Source organism: Arthrobacter sp. NPDC056886, assembly GCF_042788715.1.
In the GTDB taxonomy this organism is placed as follows: Bacteria; Actinomycetota; Actinomycetes; order Actinomycetales; family Micrococcaceae; genus Arthrobacter.
This window is the reverse complement of record NZ_JBHUBT010000006.1, coordinates 269,607-290,730: the sequence shown is the minus strand read 5'-3', so window position 1 is coordinate 290,730 and position 21,124 is coordinate 269,607. Positions and strand designations below refer to the sequence as shown.

At 64.7% G+C, this 21,124-nt stretch carries 26 protein-coding genes; 11 read left to right on the top strand and 15 right to left on the bottom strand.

The features are described 5' to 3' along the window. Positions 1–228: 228 nt before the first annotated feature. Positions 229–522: an HPr family phosphocarrier protein gene (locus ACFRJ8_RS12720; protein ID WP_377986518.1), complete on the bottom strand. Its 294-nt coding sequence runs from the start codon at positions 520–522 to the stop codon at positions 229–231. A gap of 318 nt (positions 523–840) precedes the next feature. Between ACFRJ8_RS12720 and ACFRJ8_RS12715 the strand changes: the two genes are divergently transcribed. Continuing rightward, a complete protein-coding gene (locus tag ACFRJ8_RS12715) occupies positions 841–1,608 on the top strand; it encodes a GntR family transcriptional regulator (RefSeq protein WP_377986556.1) in 768 nt (255 codons plus the stop codon). Between the two features lie 157 nt (positions 1,609–1,765). Here the strand turns inward: ACFRJ8_RS12715 and ACFRJ8_RS12710 are convergent, their stop codons facing one another. The 4 genes from ACFRJ8_RS12710 to ACFRJ8_RS12695 form a co-directional block, all read right to left on the bottom strand. Beyond that, positions 1,766–3,445, bottom strand: coding sequence for a cytochrome bc complex cytochrome b subunit (locus ACFRJ8_RS12710; RefSeq protein ID WP_377986517.1), 1,680 nt, complete (start codon positions 3,443–3,445; stop codon positions 1,766–1,768). Next, complete coding sequence (locus ACFRJ8_RS12705; RefSeq protein ID WP_377986516.1) at positions 3,423–4,493, bottom strand: Rieske 2Fe-2S domain-containing protein; 1,071 nt, start codon at positions 4,491–4,493, stop codon at positions 3,423–3,425. The genes ACFRJ8_RS12710 and ACFRJ8_RS12705 overlap by 23 nt, the downstream gene beginning before the upstream one ends. Before the next feature lie 100 nt (positions 4,494–4,593). Next, positions 4,594–5,382 (bottom strand): c-type cytochrome, encoded by a 789-nt coding sequence (locus ACFRJ8_RS12700; RefSeq protein WP_377986515.1) that lies wholly within the window; start codon positions 5,380–5,382, stop codon positions 4,594–4,596. An 86-nt stretch (positions 5,383–5,468) separates the two neighbouring features. Further along, positions 5,469–6,143 (bottom strand): heme-copper oxidase subunit III, encoded by a 675-nt coding sequence (locus ACFRJ8_RS12695; protein ID WP_377986514.1) that lies wholly within the window; start codon positions 6,141–6,143, stop codon positions 5,469–5,471. Positions 6,144–6,255: 112 nt separating this feature from the next. Here ACFRJ8_RS12695 and trpD point away from each other — a divergent pair, with 112 nt between their 5' ends. Beyond that, positions 6,256–7,320: an anthranilate phosphoribosyltransferase gene (trpD, locus tag ACFRJ8_RS12690; protein WP_377986513.1), complete on the top strand. Its 1,065-nt coding sequence runs from the start codon at positions 6,256–6,258 to the stop codon at positions 7,318–7,320. A 45-nt stretch (positions 7,321–7,365) separates the two neighbouring features. On the opposite strand, the gene ACFRJ8_RS12685 is transcribed toward trpD, so the two are convergent. Further along, on the bottom strand, positions 7,366–8,049 hold the full coding sequence (locus ACFRJ8_RS12685) for a DedA family protein (RefSeq protein WP_377986512.1): 684 nt from the start codon (positions 8,047–8,049) through the stop codon (positions 7,366–7,368). A 266-nt stretch (positions 8,050–8,315) separates the two neighbouring features. Here ACFRJ8_RS12685 and ACFRJ8_RS12680 point away from each other — a divergent pair, with 266 nt between their 5' ends. Next, complete coding sequence (locus ACFRJ8_RS12680; protein WP_377986511.1) at positions 8,316–9,197, top strand: transposase family protein; 882 nt, start codon at positions 8,316–8,318, stop codon at positions 9,195–9,197. Next, a complete protein-coding gene (locus ACFRJ8_RS12675) occupies positions 9,112–9,558 on the top strand; it encodes a hypothetical protein (protein WP_377986510.1) in 447 nt (148 codons plus the stop codon). The genes ACFRJ8_RS12680 and ACFRJ8_RS12675 overlap by 86 nt, the downstream gene beginning before the upstream one ends. A 58-nt stretch (positions 9,559–9,616) precedes the next feature. Here ACFRJ8_RS12675 and ACFRJ8_RS12670 read toward each other — a convergent pair whose 3' ends face one another. The 3 genes from ACFRJ8_RS12670 to ACFRJ8_RS12660 all read right to left on the bottom strand — a co-directional run bounded on the left by ACFRJ8_RS12670 (position 9,617) and on the right by ACFRJ8_RS12660 (position 10,803). Next, entirely contained in the window at positions 9,617–9,808 is a 192-nt protein-coding gene (locus tag ACFRJ8_RS12670) for a hypothetical protein (RefSeq protein ID WP_377986509.1), read from the bottom strand. Positions 9,809–9,989: 181 nt separating this feature from the next. Further along, positions 9,990–10,271 carry an Lrp/AsnC family transcriptional regulator gene (locus ACFRJ8_RS12665; RefSeq protein ID WP_090580900.1) on the bottom strand — a complete coding sequence of 94 codons (282 nt, stop codon included), beginning with the start codon at positions 10,269–10,271 and terminating at the stop codon, positions 9,990–9,992. An 88-nt stretch (positions 10,272–10,359) separates the two neighbouring features. After that, complete coding sequence (locus ACFRJ8_RS12660; protein WP_377986508.1) at positions 10,360–10,803, bottom strand: DUF3054 domain-containing protein; 444 nt, start codon at positions 10,801–10,803, stop codon at positions 10,360–10,362. A gap of 143 nt (positions 10,804–10,946) precedes the next feature. Between ACFRJ8_RS12660 and ACFRJ8_RS12655 the strand changes: the two genes are divergently transcribed. From ACFRJ8_RS12655 to ACFRJ8_RS12635, 5 genes are all read left to right on the top strand, one after another. Next, positions 10,947–11,423 (top strand): VOC family protein, encoded by a 477-nt coding sequence (locus ACFRJ8_RS12655; protein ID WP_377986507.1) that lies wholly within the window; start codon positions 10,947–10,949, stop codon positions 11,421–11,423. Between the two features lie 139 nt (positions 11,424–11,562). Then, positions 11,563–11,718: a hypothetical protein gene (locus ACFRJ8_RS12650; RefSeq protein ID WP_018773067.1), complete on the top strand. Its 156-nt coding sequence runs from the start codon at positions 11,563–11,565 to the stop codon at positions 11,716–11,718. Positions 11,719–11,934: 216 nt separating this feature from the next. Further along, positions 11,935–12,309 carry a PLD nuclease N-terminal domain-containing protein gene (locus tag ACFRJ8_RS12645; protein ID WP_377986506.1) on the top strand — a complete coding sequence of 125 codons (375 nt, stop codon included), beginning with the start codon at positions 11,935–11,937 and terminating at the stop codon, positions 12,307–12,309. 153 nt (positions 12,310–12,462) lie between these two features. Beyond that, the gene (locus ACFRJ8_RS12640; protein WP_377986505.1) at positions 12,463–12,846 is read left to right on the top strand and encodes an SHOCT domain-containing protein; all 384 of its coding nucleotides are present in this window, start codon (positions 12,463–12,465) and stop codon (positions 12,844–12,846) included. 462 nt (positions 12,847–13,308) lie between these two features. Next, entirely contained in the window at positions 13,309–13,968 is a 660-nt protein-coding gene (locus ACFRJ8_RS12635) for a cyclodeaminase/cyclohydrolase family protein (protein WP_377986504.1), read from the top strand. Positions 13,969–14,039: 71 nt separating this feature from the next. Here ACFRJ8_RS12635 and ACFRJ8_RS12630 read toward each other — a convergent pair whose 3' ends face one another. The 6 genes from ACFRJ8_RS12630 to ACFRJ8_RS12605 all read right to left on the bottom strand — a co-directional run bounded on the left by ACFRJ8_RS12630 (position 14,040) and on the right by ACFRJ8_RS12605 (position 19,156). Beyond that, positions 14,040–14,624: a 5-formyltetrahydrofolate cyclo-ligase gene (locus tag ACFRJ8_RS12630; protein ID WP_377986503.1), complete on the bottom strand. Its 585-nt coding sequence runs from the start codon at positions 14,622–14,624 to the stop codon at positions 14,040–14,042. Positions 14,625–14,792: 168 nt separating this feature from the next. Next, positions 14,793–15,035: a hypothetical protein gene (locus ACFRJ8_RS12625; RefSeq protein WP_377986502.1), complete on the bottom strand. Its 243-nt coding sequence runs from the start codon at positions 15,033–15,035 to the stop codon at positions 14,793–14,795. A gap of 270 nt (positions 15,036–15,305) precedes the next feature. Further along, positions 15,306–15,989, bottom strand: a complete 684-nt coding sequence (locus ACFRJ8_RS12620; protein ID WP_377986501.1) for a response regulator — start codon at positions 15,987–15,989, stop codon at positions 15,306–15,308. After that, on the bottom strand, positions 15,977–17,194 hold the full coding sequence (locus tag ACFRJ8_RS12615) for a sensor histidine kinase (protein ID WP_377986500.1): 1,218 nt from the start codon (positions 17,192–17,194) through the stop codon (positions 15,977–15,979). Before ACFRJ8_RS12615 ends, ACFRJ8_RS12620 begins: the two co-directional genes overlap by 13 nt. A gap of 108 nt (positions 17,195–17,302) precedes the next feature. Next, on the bottom strand, positions 17,303–17,689 hold the full coding sequence (locus tag ACFRJ8_RS12610) for a hypothetical protein (RefSeq protein WP_377986499.1): 387 nt from the start codon (positions 17,687–17,689) through the stop codon (positions 17,303–17,305). Positions 17,690–17,782: 93 nt separating this feature from the next. Further along, a complete protein-coding gene (locus ACFRJ8_RS12605; protein ID WP_377986498.1) occupies positions 17,783–19,156 on the bottom strand; it encodes a DJ-1/PfpI family protein in 1,374 nt (457 codons plus the stop codon). 293 nt (positions 19,157–19,449) lie between these two features. Here ACFRJ8_RS12605 and ACFRJ8_RS12600 point away from each other — a divergent pair, with 293 nt between their 5' ends. Together ACFRJ8_RS12600 and ACFRJ8_RS12595 are read left to right on the top strand one after the other, a co-directional pair. Further along, positions 19,450–19,842, top strand: coding sequence for a VOC family protein (locus tag ACFRJ8_RS12600; protein WP_377986497.1), 393 nt, complete (start codon positions 19,450–19,452; stop codon positions 19,840–19,842). 108 nt (positions 19,843–19,950) lie between these two features. Continuing rightward, on the top strand, positions 19,951–21,006 hold the full coding sequence (locus ACFRJ8_RS12595; RefSeq protein WP_377986555.1) for a DNA polymerase IV: 1,056 nt from the start codon (positions 19,951–19,953) through the stop codon (positions 21,004–21,006). The last annotated feature ends 118 nt before the right edge of the window (positions 21,007–21,124 follow it).

Sequence of the window (21,124 nt, the reverse complement as noted above, 5' to 3'; positions counted from 1 at the left end):
GGTGGGTGGGTTCTCCTATTCCCGCGGGGGTCACCCCGCGAACTGGCGCCCACCCGTACTAAATGTTCATTTTGCAGGCGGGGGGCCCCCACCTTGGGGGGGCCCCGCCGTCGTTTGCGCATAGGGACTGGGTGGTGCTGAGTGCCTGCGTGCGTCCTGGAATGTGTGCGGCTCAGGCGTTGCGGGCTGGGCGTTGGTCGCCGGGTCTGAGGCCGGGCGTGAGGGGCCTCAGGCGGCCGCTGCCGACTCTAGAAGGATCCGGAGCTCCTCCAGCGCAGTCTCGGCCTCCGCGAGGCTGCAGGAGGCGGGCAGGGCCTCCGCTGCGACGGCCAACTCCACTTCGCAGCCACACCCGAAGTCCTCGGTCATGACCTCCAGCAGCGAGCGGGCGTCGACGCCGGGCCTGCCGTCCTTGCTGATGGTGACCGGAAGGCCGGTGGCCGTGACTGCCCGGACAAATACTGCCGCAGGCCGGGCGTGGAGGCCGATTGCGGCCGTGACGATTGCCTTGCGAACTGGCAACGGGACTCCCTCGTGCTGGTGTTGGTTCTCTGGGTGGCGCCACCGGACGGGCTGTTCCATACGACAGGCGTTCCATCGGACTGGCATGCCGTATGTCTGGCGGTGTATCGGACTGGCGTTCCATCAGGCTGGGCGGGCTCCATTGCCCGGTTCCGGCCTATGAGTTCAAGGGTAGCCGCGGGGGAGGGGCCCGCACGACTTGAGTCGGCGCCGTGGTCTAGACCTGCCGTGGTACGGGCTTACCCTTGAGATATGAGTGTTTTCCCCCCGCCGGCCCCAACCGGAGGCTGACCCGTGGCGTCCTCTAATGCGTCCAAGATGATCGGCGAGATCGACCGCCAGAGCGGGGTGCCGATCTACGTGCAGTTGCGGGAAATCCTGCGGGCGCACATCGGTGCCGCCTGCCCCCCGGGTTCCGCGCTGCCGTCCGAGCGTGACCTCGCGCAGCGCTTCGGCCTGGCCCGGATGACTGTCCGCCAGGCCATCGATGCCCTTGTGGGCGAGGAAGTCATTGAGCGCGTCGTGGGGCTGGGCACGTTTGTGCGCAAGCCCAAACTGGATCTCCAGGTAAAGCTCACCTCCTACAGCGAAGAGATGCAGCGCCGCGGCATGGTTCCGGCCGCCAAGGTCCTGAGCTTCGAGCAAATCAGCGCCAGTGCTTTCCTGGCCCGTGAGCTGCAGCTGGAGGAGGGCACGCCCCTGGTCCGGTTCCGCCGGCTCCTGCTGGCCGACAACGAGCCAATGAGCGTGGACGAGAACTTCATTCCCGCCCACCGGGTCCCCGGCCTGCTGGACGGCGAGCCGCCCACATCGCTCTACAACGTGCTGAGCGAACGCTACGGGCTGGTGATGGAATGGGGCGAGGACATGATAGAGGCGACGGCCGCATCGCCGTCCACGGCCCGGCTCCTGAACGTCGAGGTCGGAACGCCGCTGCTGAAGATCCAGCGCCACGCGTTCGTGGCCCGCGCCATGGTGGACTACTCCGTGTCCTACTACCGGGCTGACCGCTACAAGCTCTGGGTGCCCCTGCAGCGCCCCGGCGTCCGGCCCACCCGCAACTACGCCTCGGGATACCGCCCGTAGCCACAACAGAGCCGTGGTCGGCTAGGCGGCAGAAACTATGCTGCAGGGCCCTTTGGCAGTAGAAACCTTGGCAGCAGAAACCCGACCAGCAGGAACATAGGAAGGCCCGGTCCCCAAGGGGACCGGGCCTTCCTATGTTCCTGTTCCTGCCTGCAGCCTAGTGGCTCAGCGTCTTCTGAGACTCTGCCGCTTCGACGGCCTCATGGGCGCCGTGGTGGCCGTGAGCGGCCTCCAGCTCGGCCGGAGTGGCCGGGGCAACCCGGTCCTCGAAGAACCAGCGGGACAGCCACGCGCGGCGCTTTTCCTTGCGGTCCACGACACCGTGCTCGTTCGGCACCGCCGGAAGCGGGACCGGTGACTCGAAGCCGACCAGCTTGTAGCGCTTGTACTCGTCCAGCGGGGCGTGGACCTCGATGAACTCACCGTGCGGCAGGCGCACGATGCGGCCGGTTTCGCGGCCATGCAGGGCGATCTCGCGGTCCTTGCGCTGGAGCGCCAGGGCGACGCGCTTCGTGACGATGAACGCGATGACCGGGCCGATGAAGAACAGTGCGCGCAGCCAGTAGGTCACATCGTTCAAGGCCACGTGGAAGTGCGTGGCGATGAGGTCGGAGCCTGCCGCGGCCCACATAACGCAGTACCAGACAAAACCGGCCATGCCGATTGCCGTACGGGTAGGAGCATTGCGGGGACGGTCCAGGACGTGGTGCTCGCGGTTGTCCTTGGTGATCCAGCGTTCAATCCACGGGTAGGTGAACATGACCGTGAACAGGATGCCCGCGGGGACCAGGGCCGGCAGCAGCACGTTGAACGTGAAGACGTGGCCGAACCACACCTGCTCGACCTTCCAGTCACCGAAGGTGCCCGGCATCAGGCGCAGGGCGCCGTCAACGAAGCCGATGTACCAGTCAGGCTGCGTGCCTGCCGAAACCGGGGAGGGGTCGTAGGGGCCGTAGTTCCAGATCGGGTTGATGGTGAAGAACGCCGCCATGAGGGCAACAACGCCGAACACGATGAAGAAGAAGCCGCCGGCCTTCGCCGCGTAAACCGGTCCCAGGGGGTAGCCGACGACGTTGCCGTCGTTGCGGCCGGGGCCGGGGTACTGCGTGTGCTTGTGCACAACCACCATGAAGAGGTGCATCACGATCATCAGCAGGATGAGCGCGGGAACCAGGAGGATGTGGAGCATGTACAGGCGGCTGATGATCATGGTGCCCGGGAACTCGCCACCGAAGAGGAAGAACGAGGTGTACGTGCCGATGACCGGGATGGACTTGATGACGCCGTCGATGATGCGCAGGCCGTTACCGGAGAGCAGGTCATCGGGGAGCGAGTAGCCGGTGAAGCCCGCGGCCATGGACAGGATGAGCAGGACGCTGCCCACCACCCAGTTCAGCTCGCGGGGCTTGCGGAACGCGCCGGTGAAGAACACGCGGAGCATGTGCACGGACACGGAGGCGACGAACAGCAGCGCTGACCAGTGGTGCACCTGGCGCATGAACATGCCGCCGCGGACATCGAAGGAGATGTTCAGGGAGGAGCTGTACGCCACGGACATTTCAACGTTCTTCAGCGGCGTGTAGGAGCCCGCGTAGTGCGTCTCCGCCATGGACGGATCGAAGAAGAACGTCAGGAACGTACCGGAGAGCAGCAGGATGACGAAGGAATACAGTGCCACCTCGCCGAACATGAATGACCAGTGGTCCGGGAAGACCTTCCGGCCGAACTCGCGGAGGATGCCGGAGCCGCCAACACGCTGGTCGACGAAGTCGGTGATGCGGCCGCCACTAGTTTTGGCGGTGAAGGCGGGGGCATCAGGCGTTGATGTTGCGGACATGCTCATCACGCTCCCAGTAGCTCGGTCCAACAGGTTCATGGAAGTCGCTCGTGGCGACCAGGTAGCCCTCAGCATCGACGGCGATCGGCAGCTGCGGCAGAGGCCGGCTGGCCGGGCCGAAGATGACCTTGCATTCCTGGGTCAGGTCGAAGGTCGACTGGTGGCACGGGCACAGCAGGTGGTGGGTCTGCTGCTCGTACAGGGCAACAGGGCAACCGACGTGGGTGCAGATCTTGGAGTAGGCAACAATCCCGTTGTAGCCCCAGTCTTCGCGCCCGGGGGAGGGGTTGAGGGAGTCGGGGTTCAGGCGCATGAGCAGAACGACGGCCTTGGCCTTTTCGTTCAGTTTGCCTTCGTGCAGCTCGTTCAGGCCCTCGGGAATGACGTGGAAGGCCGAGCCGATGGTGACGTCCGAGGCCTTGATGGGGGTGCCATCGGGGTCGCGGGTGAGCCGCTTGAGCTTGCCATCCTGCGGGGCCCACATCGTGTGGGCCAGCGTGTTGTCCGGCCGGGGACCGAGGTCACCGAAGATGGCCAGAGCGGGCAGAGGCGCGAGGGCCATGGCGCCGAGGAGCGTATTGCGGATCAGCGGCCGGCGCTTGATGCCGGTTTCTTCCACAATGTCATCGACGATGCGTACGGCAGCCTGGCGGTCTTCCTCGGTGCGGATCGCGTGGCGCTCTTCCGAGACCTCGTGGTCCGGCATGAGGGCCTTCGCCCAGTGTACGATGCCGGTGCCGATGCCCAGCATCGCAAATGCGGTGCCGAGGCCCAGCAGGGCATTCTGGAGGCGGATCGTCGCGATCGTGGAGCCGGGGCCCAGATCGATCGCGAAGTACGCCACCAGGAATATCAGGGTGCCAACGACCGAGGTGCCGAACAGAAGGGCTACCTGCCGTTCTGCTTTCTTTGCGGCCCTCGGGTCCGTGTCAGCCAGGCGCAAACGGTGCGGGGGAATTCCAGGATCCTGGAACTTCTCCACCTCATTCTGACCAGCCGTAGCTACGGTGCCCGAGTGGTTCGGACTGCCGTCACTATGGTTGCCCATAATTCGCCTCATCCTTCTCTCGTCTCGGCGTCTGCCGAGTTAGGTTTCAATTCGAACTGCTGACGGGTCAGCAGAAAATTCTTACAGGTGTAAGGCCCGCTCAGGAAGTGCGGGAGGTGAGCCAGATGGTGAACGCGATGATGACGCCCAGGCCAGCGATCCAGACAAAGAGACCTTCGGAAACCGGTCCCAAAGCTCCAAGATCGGCGCCGCCGGGTGAACCGTTTGCCTCAATCTGCTTCAGGAAGGTGATGATGTCGCGCTTGCCCTCCGGGGAGATGTTCGCGTCACTGAAGACCGGCATGTTCTGGGGGCCGGTGACCATAGCTTCGTAGATGTGCTGACCGGAGACTCCGGCGAGGGCCGGGGCGAACTTGCCCCGGGTCAGTGCGCCGCCGGCAGCGGCAGCGTTGTGGCACATGGCGCAGTTGGTGCGGAACAGCTCGCCGCCGTTGGCGGCGTCGCCCTTCTCATCGAGCACACCCGCCTCGGGGATGGCCGGGCCGGGGCCGAGGGAGGCAACGTAAGCAGCCAGCTGCTTGGTCTGTTCCTCGTTGAACTGGGCGGGCTTCTGGTAGGCCTGCGGGCCGTTCATCTGCATGGGCATGCGGCCGGTACCAACCTGGAAGTCAACAGCGGCGGCTCCGACGCCCACAAGGGACGGTCCGGCCTGCGAGCCGCTGGCACCCATACCGTGGCAGGTGGCGCAGTTGGCGGCAAAAAGCTTGCCGCCTTCCTCTACGTCGCTTGCGCTGTAGGTGGTGGTGTCGGCCTTGGCCTGGTTGACGGTGGTGGCAACGGCGTACAGCCCACCCGTGACCAAGAGGCCCATTAGCAGCAGTGCAATTGCTGCCAGTGGGTGACGTCGCTTCTGCGAGAGTGCCTTCACGTGGTGGTTCCTTTATTCGATCCTGCGGTGGCTCCGAGAGCCGCTTCTTGAAATTCTGCCTCTTGTAGAAAAAGAGTCAAGTCAGACTACTTGACGACGTAGATGACCAGGAAGAGGCCAATCCAGACGACGTCCACGAAGTGCCAGTAGTACGAGGTGACAATCGCCGAAGTGGCCTCAAAGTGTCCGAACTTCTTCGCGGCGAAGGAGCGGCCCATGATGAGCAGGAAGGCAACCAGACCGCCGATGACGTGCAGGCCGTGGAAGCCTGTCGTTATGTAGAAGGCTGAACCGTAGGCGTTGGAGGACAGCGAAACATGCTCGGAAACGAGCATGGCGTACTCGGTCGCCTGGCCGGCGACGAAGAATGAACCCATGAGGAACGTCAGGATGAACCATCCGTTCATCCCCCACTGGGTGAAGCTGAAGCGTCCGCCGGTCCGGCGCGGCTGGAGCCGCTCGGCAGCGAAGACGCCCATCTGGCAAGTAAAGGAACTTGCCACGAGGACGATCGTGTTAACGAGCGCAAACGGGAAGTTGAGCTTGGCTGTCTCTTCGGCCCACATCAGTCCGGAAGTCGAACGGAGTGTGAAGTACATGGCGAAGAGACCGGCGAAGAACATCAACTCACTGGACAGCCACACAACGGTTCCAACAGAAACCATGTTCGGGCGGTTCAGCGTCGGGTGCGCCGGGGTACTGGGGGCATGGGTCGCAGATGTCACATAGACATTATGTCTATAAAAGTCCGTCCTGCCCAACGCAAACCGCGTTTTCGGAGGACTTTTTCTACAAAGACGCGAATTCGCGCGGAAAAGTTCCCGGAGGGGTTCACATTGGTCTTTGCGGGGCCGACCTCGATAGCATCGGGAGGTGACTTCACAGGCATCTGCACAGGCGGCAGGCAACACCTGGCCGCGGCTCATTAACGCGCTCATCAGCGGCATGGACCTCACCGCCGGGAGCACTGAGTGGGCCATGAACTCCATCATGTCCGGTGAAGCGACGCCGGCCCAGGTGGCGGGATTCCTGGTGGCCCTGCGCTCCAAGGGCGAGACCGTGGATGAGCTCTCTGGCCTGGTGGAGGCGATGATCTCCAACGCCAACCCCATAGACATTGCCGGTGAGAAGTTGGACATCGTCGGAACGGGTGGCGATCAGCAGAACACTGTCAACATCTCCACGATGGCCGCCCTTATCGCCGCCGGTGCGGGGGCCAGGGTGGTCAAGCACGGTAACCGTGCGTCGTCGTCCTCGTCCGGATCCGCCGATGTCCTGGAGGCCCTCGGCGTCAGGCTGGATCTTCCCATTCCCCGCGTGGCGCTCAACGCCGAAGAGGCGGGAATCACGTTTTGCTTTGCCCAGGTCTTCCACCCCTCGATGCGCCATGCCGCCGTCGCCCGCCGCGAACTTGGCGTTCCCACAGCGTTCAACTTCCTGGGCCCCATGATCAACCCGGCCCATGTCCAGGCCTCGGCCGTGGGCGTCGCCAACGAGCAGATGGCCCCGTTGGTGGCCGGCGTGCTGGCCAAGCGGGGCAGCCGCGGCCTGGTTTTCCGCGGGAATGACGGCCTGGATGAGCTCACCACCACCGGCCCGTCGCGCGTGTGGGAGATCCGTAGTGGTGAGGTCACGGAAGAGATATTTGATCCGCGCGACCTCGGCATCCGGACGGCCACGCTGGAGGAGTTGCGCGGCGGTGACGCCGTGGCCAACGCCGCCGTCGTCCGCGCTGTCCTGGCCGGTGCGCCGGGCCCGGCCCGTGACGCGGCGCTACTCAACGCCGCGGCCGGGCTGGTCGCGTTCGACCTCGACGCCGTCGGTCCGCTGGCGGAGCGCATGGCTGCTGCATACAAGCGCGCCGAGCAGTCCATTGAATCCGGCGCCGCGGCCGCGGCGCTGGACAGGTGGGTCGCTTTGTCGCAGACCGCCGGGTAGGAGCGGCCAGGCTAGCGCGCCCGGCCGGACGGCTGGGCTCCGGCTTCATCCGGCGTCGGGCACGCCGTCCCCTGACCCTTCCGCTGACTTGAGCTTCCGGCGTCTGCGCCGGCGCCAGACGACCGCCAGGCCAAGCACGACGATGGGGACCAGCACCCAGCCGCCGATGTCGAGAGCGTCACCGATAGCGTGGGCCAGCGCCCCGGCCAGATAGGCCAGAACGCTGAGGCTCGCGACCCACGCGATGCACCCTGGGATGGTCCACAGCAGGAACTTGGGCCACGGCATCTTGGCAGCCCCCGCGGCGATGGCGCCCCAGAGCCGGACGACAATGACCCAGCGGCCGAAGAACAAGGCTTTGCCGCCGTGCCGATCGAAGAACGACTCCATTTGGACGATGCGTTTCTCGTCGGCGTGGAAGCGCTGCGCCAGTCGCAGCATCAACGGACGGCCTCCCACCCGCCCAAGTACGTAGCCAATAGTGCTCCCGAGCATGGCGCCCAGGCTGCCGACGGCGATAACGGCAGCAAGGTTCAGATCTCCGTGGCGCGCCGAGGCGTAGGCCCCAAGCAGTACGGCCACGGCGGGAAGCGGTACACCGGCGCACTGGGCCAGCACAATCACGAAGACGCCGAAGTAGTACCCCCATTCGTCCGCAATCCCCGCTTCCGCCGCGACCAAGCCTGCCCAGCCGAGCGCCACGAAACGGAGGGCAGATAATCCGGCCATCGCTCACACCTCACTCCGCTGCTCCGCCGTGTTTCATGACGACGGTCCCCGGGCTGCCCGTGTTTGTTCTGCGGTCGTGACCCCCGACGACGCCGGGATGGCCCTTGTATACGCTTGCGCCGCGGGCCGCGTCAAGAGCACGCGTTGACTCATAGAAAACCTCCGCGTGGCCGGATACGTTGCCTCATTTGAAAACCTCCGCGTAGCGGCGTGGTTGACGGTGTTGGCTCCGGTTGCCAGCTATGCCCGTTTTCATGGAGCTGAGGATGGCCCAGCGGCAGGCTGTGACGAAGAAGAAAGCCCTCGCGTATCAGGGCGCGTCCCGGAAAGGGAAGTCCCGGATCCTGGATGAGCTGGTCGAGCTGACCGGGTGGCACCGCGACTACGCCCGAGCGGCCCTGCGGGATGCGCTGGTTCTGAAGATCGTCAGGCCCCGGCCGGGAAGAACGCCGGTTTACGGGCCTGAACTGCTGCCCGCGCTGATCAAATGCTGGTCGGTGCTGCGGGCCCCGGCCGGGAAGCTGCTGGCCCCGATGCTGCCCGTTCTGGTGCCCTTGCTGCGGGCCGAGCAGGAGCTGGTGATCACCGATGAGCAGGCCCGGCTGCTGAGCCGGATGAGCGCGGCGACGGTGGACCGGAAACTGGCGGGTGAACGGGCGAAGCTGATCCCGCGGGGACGGTCCCACACCAAGCCGGGCACCTTGCTGAAGTCCCAGATCCCGATCCGCACCTGGGCCGAATGGGACGACGCGGTCCCGGGGTTTGTGGAGATCGACCTGGTCGGCCATGAGGGCGGCAACAGCTTTGGTGAGTTCTGCTTCACCCTGACAGTGACCGACATTGCCACCGGCTGGACGGTGAACCGGTCCGTGCGGAACAAGGCCGCCCGGTGGGTCCTGGAGGCGCTCGAGCACGTCAGCGCGGTGTTCCCGTTCCCGATCATCGGCATCGATTCGGACAACGGCTCTGAGTTCATCAACGATCACCTGTTCGCCTACTGCCATGCCCACCAGATCACGTTCACCCGCTCCCGGCCCGGGAATCAAGAACGACGGCGCCCACGTGGAGCAGAAGAACTGGGCCAGGGTCCGGGAACTGGTCGGCTACCTCCGCTACGACACGGCCGCCGAGCTGGAGAAGCTCAATGAAATCTGGGAACTGGACCGCGTCCTCACCAACTACTTGCTTCCCCAACAGAAACTCATCGGCAAGCAACGTCACGGGGCCAGAGTCACCAAGAGGCACGACGCTCCCACGACGCCGCACCAACGCGCGGTCCGGCACGAGAGCATCCGGAAAAGGCAGACCATCCAAATGAATGCCGCCTTCAAACGGATCCGGCCGGCAGCCCTCTCACGCCACATCCTGGCACTGACTGCAGAACTGGAAGTCCTTGCCCTGGCCAAGAAAACAGGACCCGTCAGGCCCGTCAACAGCGCCTGGAACGGCAGCATCACGCCCTACCGGCATCGCCAGAGCGACGCCACCGATCCGGAGGTTTTCAAATGAGGCAACGAATCACCGTTCCCGGAGGTATTGCAATGAGGCAACAGGGAACACGCCGCGGTCACTGGCCGGGGCGGCGGCGGACGGAGATCAGATCCAGGATGACTGCTTCGATAACTGCCAAGATGAACGGCGATGTAGCGCCGTTGATGAGGCTGAAGAGTGCGATCGGCTGCGGCTCCCCATCCCTGGGGAGTGGCCGTAACGTGTTGGCGCCAGCGAAGACGGCGGCGATCAGGACAATGAGAGTCACAACCCGCGCTGCCCCAGTGCGGGCCGCCACCCGGTAGCCCAGAACTGCGTTGACACTAAGCTTCTATCCAATTTTTCGGAAGGGTGGCACTGGGGTTGCGGGTCGACCTTGGACGGCAGTGTGGTTCACGAGCGGTAAGACGGCCTGATCAAAGACCACTCACGCCTGGTGCTACGTGGTGCTACTGCTCGAAACCGAGGGCAAAGGCCGCGTCGAGGTCGTGCTGCGAGTACGCCCGGAAGGCGATCTGCGTGGTGGTGTGGGCCACGCCCCGGACTTTCGAGAGCTTGTCCGCGATGACTTCCGCCAGGTCCTCGTGCTTGGCCACGCGGGCGATGGCGATCAGGTCCCACTCGCCCGTGACGGAATAGACCTCGCTGATGCCGGCGATGGCGGAGATTTCCTCGGCGGTCTCCGGGATGCGTGAAGCGTCTGTCTTGATCAGGACGAATGCGGTGACCACGTGTGAGCCTTTCCGGATCGGTTGCGCCGTTTGCGGGCCTGTCGGCGGCCCTTGTCCGGGCGCTGCCATCTTCTGCCAGCCTAGTGCATTAGCCTTGGCGGCGGCGTGAACGCAACCGCCGCATGCCCGCGGCCACAAGGCGGTAGCCCAGGAGGAAAACGCCCAGGCTCAGCAGGGCCACGATGATGAACGGCAGCACCACCGTCTGCCCGGTGACGGCTCGCAGAATCATGCCGACGCTGACCGTTCCGAGCCAGACGGCGACGCCGGCGGGCCACACCGGCAGGGGGTCATGCCACAGCCGGAGGGCGAGCCATGCCAGTGCCGCCCCCGCAAGGAACGGCCACGCCGTCGCAAAGACGCCGGTGATGATGTCCCCGCGCTGGTGTGCGTCGCGCCCGATCGCCGCGAAGAGCAGGATCAGGAGCGCATCGGCGGAGGCGGCCAGGGCGGCTGTCTGCCCGGGCCGGAGGCCGGTACTTGGAGCGTCCTGGGCGTACGGACGGGGGAGTCTGGGCGTTGGAGAAGGCATACATCCAAGCCTAGTCCCGTCCGGGTGGCGCCCGGCCGGCGGAAGTCGTTGTGCCCGAAATCACGGTGGGGCTAGGCTCGGTCCCATGCCTCTGATCGCCGCCGGAGCCAGCCGGTGGCACGGGCGAATGCAAGGGGAGCGCTGTGAGCGAAAAGATCACGACTTGCCTGTGGTTCGACAGCCAGGCCGAGGAAGCTGCCGAGTACTACGTCTCCATCTTCGACGGCGGCAAAGTCCTCGACGTCGCACGGTATGGCGAGGGCGGTCCCGGGCCGGCCGGTCAGGCGATCACTGTCCGCTTCGAGCTTGACGGGCGCACCTTCACTGCATTGAACGGGGGGCCTGCCTTCACGTTCAATGAGGCGGTGTCCTTTGTCATCGACTGCGCCTCGCAGGAGGAAGTGGACCGGTACTGGTCGGCCCTGACCGACGGCGGCCAGGAAAGCCAGTGCGGTTGGCTCAAGGACCGCTACGGGGTCTCGTGGCAGGTGGTGCCGTCAGTGCTGGAACAACTGATTGGCGGCCCCGACCCCGACGGCGCCCAGCGCGCCATGCAGGCAATGCTCGGCATGCGCAAGCTGGACATCGCCGCGCTGCAGGCTGCCTACGACGGCACCTGACACGCCGGTCCCTCCTTGGCCGGGTGGCCTGCGGCGCCGAAGACCGCAGTGCTGCGCTGCGGTCCCGGGCTGAGTCCGCCGTGGCCCCCAGTCGGCGTGGCCCCCGGGCCGGGGGACGGTCCGCACATATGATCGTGGCATGAGTAGCGACGCCGTTCCGGAGGCTGTTGTCCCGGTGCAGCTGGATCCTCAGCTGGACGGCCAGCTGAGCATTAACGACATCCTGCTCGAGCTTGGCCAAGCTCCCGTGGTGCATCCTTCCCCAGACGCGGCCAGTGAGCTGCACTTCTTTTAGTCCCGCATCGTCTTAGCCCGCCCCGCTCTCCCGCTTTACAGTTCATTGACCAGCCCGTTGACAGGCTCGTTGACAACGAGGTCCCCGTGCGTAGGCTGGTGCCGACACGGGTCCTAGCGTTCCACTTGCGCGGAGCCGCCTGCCACGCCGGATGGCCCCGGCATCGCCGCTGAACACTTCGTTGCCTCTTCACCGGTTTCGCGAAAGGCGAAGGTCATGGGATTTTGGGACTTCATTTGGTTCATGTTTTCGTTCGTCATGTTTGCGGCGTATTTGATCCTGCTCTTTCTCGTCATCCGGGACATCTTCGCGGACAGCCTGCGGCCAGGGTGGGTAAAAGCCCTGTGGATTCTGGGTGTTCTGTTGTTTCCACTCCTCGGTTGCCTGGCCTACATAATGTTCTACGGACAGCAAATGGCCATCAGGCAATCCGCCCGGCAGGACGTCGCTAGGGAAGACATGGCTGAATACGTCCGGCGGACCGCCAACACCAGCCCGGCGGAACAGATCGCGGCGGGCAAGAAACTCCTTGATGAAGGCACAATCACCGGCGACGAATTCCAGATGCTGAAGGCCAGGGCGCTCCGGTAGAAGGCACCTGGCTGGAGTCGCATCTGGGACGGCATAAAGGCTCTCCACCTCGGCAAATTCAGGCCTTATGGTCCTAACGGCGGATATCACGGCGGGCTACCTTGGCGCGTAAGGAAGCCAGCAGGGCTTTCTCAGAACGAAAGGATGGCTCCCGTGGAGCAATTCTGGAGCGTCATTTGGCTGTTCTTTTGGGGATTCGCGTTCGTCGCCTACCTTTTCGCGCTGTTTGCCGTTATCACCGACATTTTCCGGGACCACGAGCTCAGCGGCTGGCTCAAGGCTGTGTGGATCATATTCCTCGTCTTCGTCCCGTTCCTGACGGTTCTTGTGTATCTGATCGCGCGGGGCCGCAGCATGGCCGAGCGCCAGGCCAAGAGTGCAGAGCAGGCCCGAGCTGCCACCAATGAGTACATCCGCTCCGTGGCCGCAGCATCCCCCACCCAGGAAATTGCGAAGGCCAAGGAACTCCTCGACGCCGGCACGCTGACTCAGAGCGAGTTCGACGCTGTCAAGGCCAAGGCGTTGAGCCAGGCCTGATTGGCGGGACGTGCCTGCGGGTGCGTCATGAAGTGCATCAGCTGGGCCCGCTGAGTCGGGTCACGAAACGCCGGACAGTACCCCGTCGATCCGCGAAAGCAGGCCCGGCCACCCGTTGCCCATGCCTTCCGAGGCTTGCTGGCCCAACGGGGTGTCGAGATTGAAGCCCCACGCTCGAGGTGTAGGACGGTGCCGTCTTCAACCGACTCAAGGCGCCACGTAACGGTGGTGTCCAGTTGGCCCTCGGAGAACAGGAAGCTGATCAACTCGCCGGGCTCCACTGCGAGGACTTCGCACTGCTCGAGTTTCCGCCACGCATCCTTCTGGCTGGGACGGCCCGCGACCGGCGCTTGTTCCCCCGGCTGTCCCATCAGACTTTCGGGGCGCTCCGCTCATCGCTTGTTCCGTCCTGGCGGGGTGGCAGTTCAGCGTGCCCCTCACTTAGAGGGCACACTTAACGTCATGGCTGATACTGATGCGGTGACAACTCAAGGCTCGACCGTTGAAGATTGGACGCGGGCTTTGGCAGAGTCCAGTGGTTCGCCAGGTGGCGGGGCCGGGGCTGGACTAATGCTTGCCATCGCTGCGTCCCTGACTTCGATGGTGGCCGGATATACAGAAGCGGAGGAGCACCAGCGCGGTGAACTCAGCGATATTCACGGGCGGGCTCGTTCTCTGCGAGACGTCGCCCTTCAACTGGCCGATGACGATGCGACAGCATCTAAGGCTTTCGGGGCCGCGTTTCGGCTGGAGCCGGGCCCGGAGCGCGAGGAGGCAATCCACCGGGCATCCGTAGCCGCTGCCAAGGCATCCGCCGTGCTCGGCGAGCGGGCCATCGATGCCATCGATGATCTGGGATGGCTCGCATCCAACGGTAACCCGGCCCTCATTGCTGATGTCGTCGTCGCATTCGGGGCCCTAAGGGCAGCGGTGACAGGGGCGCGCACGAATGTCAGTTTCGATCTCGCCGCGCTTGCCACCGCGGGAACTACCCTTGAGAACATCCGTGAACAGCATCCGTCACTTTGGGCGACGGTCGAGCATTTCAACGCCGCCCTCGAACGGATCGACGAACTGACCGCTTGGATCGACCACCGCGCCGCCCCAACCGACGTCGTCTGATGCGGCGCGCCGGCCGGTCCACCCGCCAGGGTCCAAAAACTCGACTGTCCGGGCATCTGGGATAAGGCCGGTCAGAACTCACGGGTCTGACTCGAAGTGACTACCCCATTGACGGGTATGTCATGGCTCTCTGCCGGGACCGAGTCAAGCAACTCGTCGTCGTAGACCACGGCGAACACCGGAGGGGGCTCCCTTAGCGACGCGAGGGCCCGGTCAAAGTACCCGCGCCCCCACCCCATCCGCATTCCCGACAAGTCGACCGCGGCAGCGGGAATAAGCAGCAGTTCAACACTCTGGAACACACTGGGGCCGACAACTTCGCCAACCATTTCAGAGATGCCGAACAGGCCAACCTGTTCGGGCCCTCCTCGTGCCTGCACCCAGTCCAGGAGCCCGTCCCGTCTGCTCACTGGAACCAGAACCTCGACGCCGTTGGCGGCGGCCCAGCTCAAGAACGGCCGCGTGTTCGGTTCATCTGAACCCGACAGGTAGCAGCCGACCAGGGCGGGGGCACGGAGACGGACCAGAGCGATTAAATTCGCCGTCAGGCCGGCCGTGGCCGCTTCCCGTTCGCTCACCGATCGAGCCCGGCGGCCGAGACGAACCTCGGCGCGCAAGACACTCTTTGCATCCCTCAATAAAGCGTCCGACACCATGCCGCGACACTAGCCCTAGTTTCCGCTGCCCGCACCTTCTTCAGAGTGTCACCCACAAATCGCCGCTGGCCAGGGGGTCCGTGGCGACTGCCGCCCCCGGTGTTCCTCGACCGCGGCTGGGACCCATGAGCCGGAGGACGTCTCATGTCGTAACTGACTGTCAGCCTGCTAGAGGGCCGGGCGCCGCCGCGGGGGATCGGCGGCGCCCGAGTAAGTATGACGGTCCGCGGCGTCCAGGACCTCCAGCGCCGTCATATGTGCCGCCGAGGCCACGTCCTTGATGGGCAGACCGTTCGTGACAGCCTCCGCGACGGCAGCCTGAAGCTCGGGGGCGGAATGTTCGTGTTCGAAATCTAAGGCTGAATTCGTCGCGGCCGCCTCTTCTACCGCTCTGATTGCATCAATATTCATGACGCGCACCTGCCCGGCAGATCAGTCCGGGTGAACGTGGTTTGTTGCCTCGCATGACATTCCTTCCCGAAGACGCTCCGGCAGTAGGAAACGCTGCCGGGGTCTGGGGCAACAACGCCATTTTAGGGGGACGTCCCATGGCTTGAAAAGGCCGTCGGCAAGGAGGCATGGACGGACGACAGGCTAAGGACAGACTGCCCCTTTGAAGACCTGAGCGGCGGTCTCCCGGAGGCAGGGCATCCCTCACGGGGTTTAGTTCGGCCGCCGCCGCTATCGTGCAAAACCGTGTTCATAGGCGAAGATGACGGCGTGTACACGGTCGCGCAGTGCGAGTTTCATGAGGATACGGCCCACATGGGTTTTGACCGTTGATTCCGCCACGGCCAGTCGTTCCCCGATCTCGGTGTTGGTCAGTCCCCGCGCGATGGCGACGAGAATTTCCAGTTCCCTCGGTGTCAGGGACGCCACCGCTTCGTCGCCCGCGGCGGCGGGCACGGAGGGGAGCCGTTGGCTGAAGAGCTCCAGCATCCGGCGGCTGACCCTGGAGGAAATGGCGGCGTCTCCTCCGGCGACGGCCCTGATGGAGGCAAGCAACTCAGCTGGCCCCACATCCTTGAGCAGAAAACCACTGGCACCGGCCCGGAGCGCCGCGAAGGCATACTCGTCGAGGTCGAACGTCGTCAAGACAATGACCCGTGACTGCGGGCACTCCTCGACAATGCGCCGGGTCGCGGTGATTCCGTCCGTGTCGGGCATCCGCACGTCCATCAGGACCACGTCCGGCGCCAGGGTTCGACACATTTCGATGCCAATCCTGCCGTCAGCGGCCTCCCCGGCGACCTCCACCCCGTCCTGGGCATCCAGCACCATGCGGAAACCCATCCGGACAAGTGTCTGGTCATCGACCAGCAGTACCCGGATCGGACGCCTGGGCGGGACACTTACCGTTGCCATGGAGATTCCTCCTGCGGCGGGAACCGGGCGGTCACGGACCATCCACCGCTCGTCAGAGGACCCGCGCGCAGCGTGCCGCCGCACAGTGCGACGCGCTCACGCATTCCCGCGACGCCACGCCCGGCATGGTCGGCAGGGGCAACCTCAGGGTGCCCGTCGTCGGTCACCGAGACCAAAATCGTCTTCGGGCTGAACTCCGTACGAACCGTGACCGCTGTTGCTGCTCTCGCATACTTAAGCGCATTAGTGAGCCCTTCCTGGACGACACGGTAGATAGCCAGTTGGATTCCGGGATCGGCCGGAGGAACACCAGCCGACTGCAGGGCCACGGGAAGGCCCGCAGAACGGAACAGCCCCAGCAAATCAGGAATGTCCCCCACCCCGGGCGAAGGTTGTGCCGCACCGGCCAACTCCGCGGTATTTCCTTCGGTATCGCCTTCGTTCAGAACTCCGAGCATCCGGCGCATATCCGTCACCGCCACGCGCCCCGTCTCGGCGACTTGACGCATGGCGTGGACGGCGCGGGCGGGATCAGTGGAGGCGATCTCGGCCGAACCATGGGCCAGGGAAATCATCACAGCCAATCCATGCGAGACGATGTCGTGCATCTCCCGGGCGATGGCGTTGCGCTCCGCGGCGGCCGCGATGCTGTCCAGATGCTCCCGTTCACGCGTCAGCCGGTCTGCACGGTCCACGAGGGCGCTCACGTAACGGCGGCGCGTGCGCACGTTCAGGCCGCTCAGTGTCGCGATCACCAAGACGGCAATCGCCTGGACAGCTTGGCCAAGGTCCACCATCGACAGCGGCTGCAGGACCGCGGCGACAAGGAGGATCGCACTGGTCCCCAGAAGGGAAACGACCGCGTGCCGCGCGGACCGGTAAACGCCGACGGCGTACAGCGCCATGGCTGTCGCGACCGTTGCGAAGCTCGCCGGGACCGAGAACGTGATGAGCATGATGACGGCTGTGGCAGCCAAAGACGACATCGGAGCCAGCCGGCGGAACACCAGGCCAATTCCGGAAACCACCACGGCGAGACACTGGAGAACGAGCCCCGGCGCTTCGGTCCCGCCACCGCTGAAGGCGGTGGCTGCCGCCAGAGCCGGTGCTGTGTAGGCGGCAGCGACCAGGAGGTCCGTGACGCGCGGGCGAGAGCGCCACCCGCGTGGCTCGCGTGGTTCGCTCGACGAAATCGGTGTCTTCACAGCCGGTACCGGCAATGCTGCGGGGCCTGCCGCAACCCCGTCCCGGTCATGCTCCGAACTCTGCTTGGAGTGAAGGGCATAAGGGTCCTTTGGCCGTTCGTTGGGACATCAGTGGAGCGCAAGGACCAGGTAGAGGGCGGCTAGGACCAACGTGGTGGGGGTCATGATGAGGCGTTCGGCTTTGCTGCGGGAGATCCCGTTCATGAAGACTCCGAGCACGAAGTATGCCGTCATCACCCACATGGTGACCGCAGTAAAGGATTCGTTGACCAACAGCGGGACCAAACCAGCCTTGGCCAGAGCTGCGTAGGCGAAGAGGGCGTACACGGCTATGGACAGGGCGCTCCCGATTCTCAGTTTGGGAGGCAGGACGCGGTGTTGGCCGCCCCACGCCGCTGTTCCCAGCGGAGCTCCGGCGATAAGCGCGACCTGGAAGATGGTCAGGCCGGCCAGAACTGCGCAGGCGAGTGTCGCGAAAAGCTGATCTAGCGGCATCTAAATCCATTCTCTTGTGCAGTCCGAAGCAGCATGGTGTTCGTGTGCCCTGCTGTGGTGGCTGTAGAGAGCATATTCGTGAATCCGGCAGAATCATGGCAACGGCCATCCGCGCCCCTCCCTTCGGCGCCGGATGACGCTTCGAATGGCGGCCGGGAGAGTTCCGGCCAATACAGCGAGCAGGAGGCCGAGCGCCATCAGTCCGGGAACCCGGAGAGAAGCTCCTCCGGTCGGAAGGTCCAGATGCGCCGTGGGATAGTCCATCATCTTGGCTGCCGATACAGCCGTGGCACGGTCGGTGTGCTGCGCCAGAGACTCGATGGCGCCGTCGAACCCGAGCGACCCGTCGGCACCAGCAAAAGCATCGACGGGCGTGTTGCGGGACGCGGACCAGTCACGCAATTGCGGATCAATGTCCTGGTCCCGGGCCGCGCCGGGGGCGATGAACCGGTCCATCGGGGGAGCCTGACGTTCCGGGACGGTCAGGAGAATGAGCCCATGCTTGGTGGTGACCGTGTCAGTGGCACCGACCGCCACGGCCCGGGCGGCGAAGGACATGTTGTAGACCTCAAAGGCGCTGGCGACATCGATCTCGCCCACCCCGTTGAAGAGCCCGACGCCGATCGTCGGCCGGAGCCATGGGACGAGGGCGTTGAGTGCGATGGGAATGTCCGAAGCGACGAAGGATTGGACGGGTATCTGCGCTGTCGCTGCCACCTGCCAACCAGGGTATTTCATTAGCCGGCCGACTCGTTCGGCTTCGACGGCACCCGTCATGTCCTCCATGACTTTCAGCGCGCCGGGGATGCCGGAGGTTACGCCGGCCGTGGTGGTGATCCTGCCGTCCTGAACGAACCGCAGACCTCCCAGCCACTGGACCTCGGGATGGCTCTGCTTGAGGGCACCCAGACGGGACCAGTGGCTGGTCGCCTTATGACCGTTCAAGAGGCCTGTCCCGGCAAGGACGCTCGATCCGTTGCAGACGCCCAGGATGCGGGCCCCGCGACCTGATTGCTCCACGATCCACTCGCGCATTGCGGTTTCCTCTGGGCCCTCCGGAGCGCCGACGGCCGGCACAACGACGACGGCCGGCTGCCGGGCCCTGCCCGATCGGACGTCCTCAAACGTGTACGTGGGCACTATCGCCGGACCCCCGTCAATTGGCGCAGGGGCAGACTTCGCTGCGATTGTGTACACCGAAAAATCCGGGGAGCTGGCAAATACTTCGTAGGGAGCGAGAACATCACTTCCTACGGTTCCTGACGAACCCAGGACGACGGCGACAACTAGCGGGCCGGAGGAGGAGGGCCGATTCGCGGGCAGTTCCTTCGCCTCGTGGGCGGCGGGGCGGACGTGACTATCCGCATCCGCCACCGACGTGCCCGCGAAAGCCATCGCGGCCACAGCGAGGACGGAGAATCCAACCGAGAGAGCGGCCTGAATGAGTCGCGTAGAGAGGGAAGCCATTTGTGAGTCTCGATTCCGTATGGAGTTGCGGGGCCATCGCCTTCAATGTGCCCCGCCTTGCTCTTTCACGCTACGGATCGCCCCCATCCACACACATCGGCCCCGAGGACACTACTGAACGGGCACAACCGGTACCGGGGTACTACCTGACCGCTCACTAGGGCGCTTCGCGTACGTCACAGGTTGCACGTTCCACTCCGGAGTGACCGACCAGAAATCCTGGCGGAGACCGCAGGGGCGCGGCTTTCCTCCAGGCCCGTGCACAGCGAGAAAACCGGGGTACTCTGAGGCGCATGGAGATGCGCCTCGAGGTCGTACAAGTACCCGTCAGTGATGTGGACAAAGCCAAGTCGTTCTACACAGACCGGCTTGGGTTCGCCCTGGACCACGACGTGGAATACATACCGGGCATCCGGGTGGTCCAACTTACGCCACCCGGCTCCGCCACCTCCATCGTGATCGGCACAGGAATGACCAGTATGCCGCCGGGCAGCCTGGAAGGCCTGCAATTGGTGGTCCCTGACATGGCATCCACGAGGGCTGAGCTTCTCCAACGCGGAGCGGAGGTCAGCGAGGTCCAGGACATGGGTGGAATCGCCTTCGCCTATTTCAGTGACCCGGACGGCAACCGCTGGGTCATACAGGAAGCTACGCCGCCGGACGTCCGGGAAGCCTTTCAGCGCTAGACACGCCCGCTGCCCGGCGCAATCGAAATGAGGGCGAAGGGGCGGTGGCGAGCCGATGCTTGCCGGGGATGATTAAGGCAGACTGGTGGCGTGAGCGGAATCCAGTGGGTGCTGCACGTCGATCTCGACCAGTTCATCGCGGCGGTCGAAGTGCTCCGCCGCCCGGAGCTTGCGGGCAAGCCAATCATTGTCGGCGGTCGGGGCGACCCCACGGAACGAGCCGTGGTGTCGACCGCATCCTACGAAGCCAGGGCATTCGGAGTGGGCTCCGGAATGCCCTTACGCATTGCGGCCCGGAAAGTGCCCGACGCTGTGATCCTGCCCGTCGATCAGGAGGCTTACCTCGCAGCTTCTGAAACCGTGATGGCTACCCTGCGCGCGCAGCCCGGCGCCACCGTGCAGGTGTTGGGTTGGGATGAAGCCTTCGTAGGCACTGAGACAGAGAGTCCGGAGGCCTACGCCCGGCAGGTGCAGGCCGCTGTCCTTGAGCGGACGCAGCTGCATTGCAGTGTGGGCATCGGCGACACTTTGGTCCGGGCCAAAGTCGCCACCGGTTTCGGCAAGCCGGCCGGAGTCTTCCGGCTCACTGCCGGGAACTGGCTCGACGTCATGGGCAGTCGGCCCACCAGAGACCTGTGGGGCGTCGGAACAAAAGTGTCGGGACGACTGGCCAAACTCGGCATCAACACAGTCGCCGAGCTCGCCGCGTCCGACCCCCAAGACCTGGTCGCCGAGTTCGGCTCCAAGATGGGGCCGTGGTACGCGGAGCTCGGACGCGGAGACGGCGCCAGCGTTGTGGACGACACCCCGTGGGTTGCCCGCGGGCATAGCCGGGAGACCACCTTCCAGCGGGACCTGACCGAGCCCGCCCAGGTGGACGGCGCCGTAAGGGAGCTGACAGCGCGCGTCCTTGAGGATGTTGTGTCCGAAGGACGGCCCGTGGTTGGGCTGACCCTCAAGGTTCGGTACGCGCCGTTCTTCACCAAGACCCACGCTAGGAAGATTCCCGAGACATTCGACCGGAACGAAATCCTGGCGCAGACCTTGGACCTCGCAGCCGGAATCGAACCGGGCCGTCCGATCCGGCTGCTAGGCCTGCGGGCCGAAATGGCAATGCCCGACGACGCCCGAAAGGGACATACGCCTACCCGCGGCGGTTGGTGACGGCGTCGCCCGCTTCCCTGCCAGCGCGGATGAATCGCTTCGCGGAAGTAATAGTCCTAGATGTCCAGCGCGCCGAGACGTCGAAGGGAAACGCCCCCTCGACGACTCGGGTCTGCGA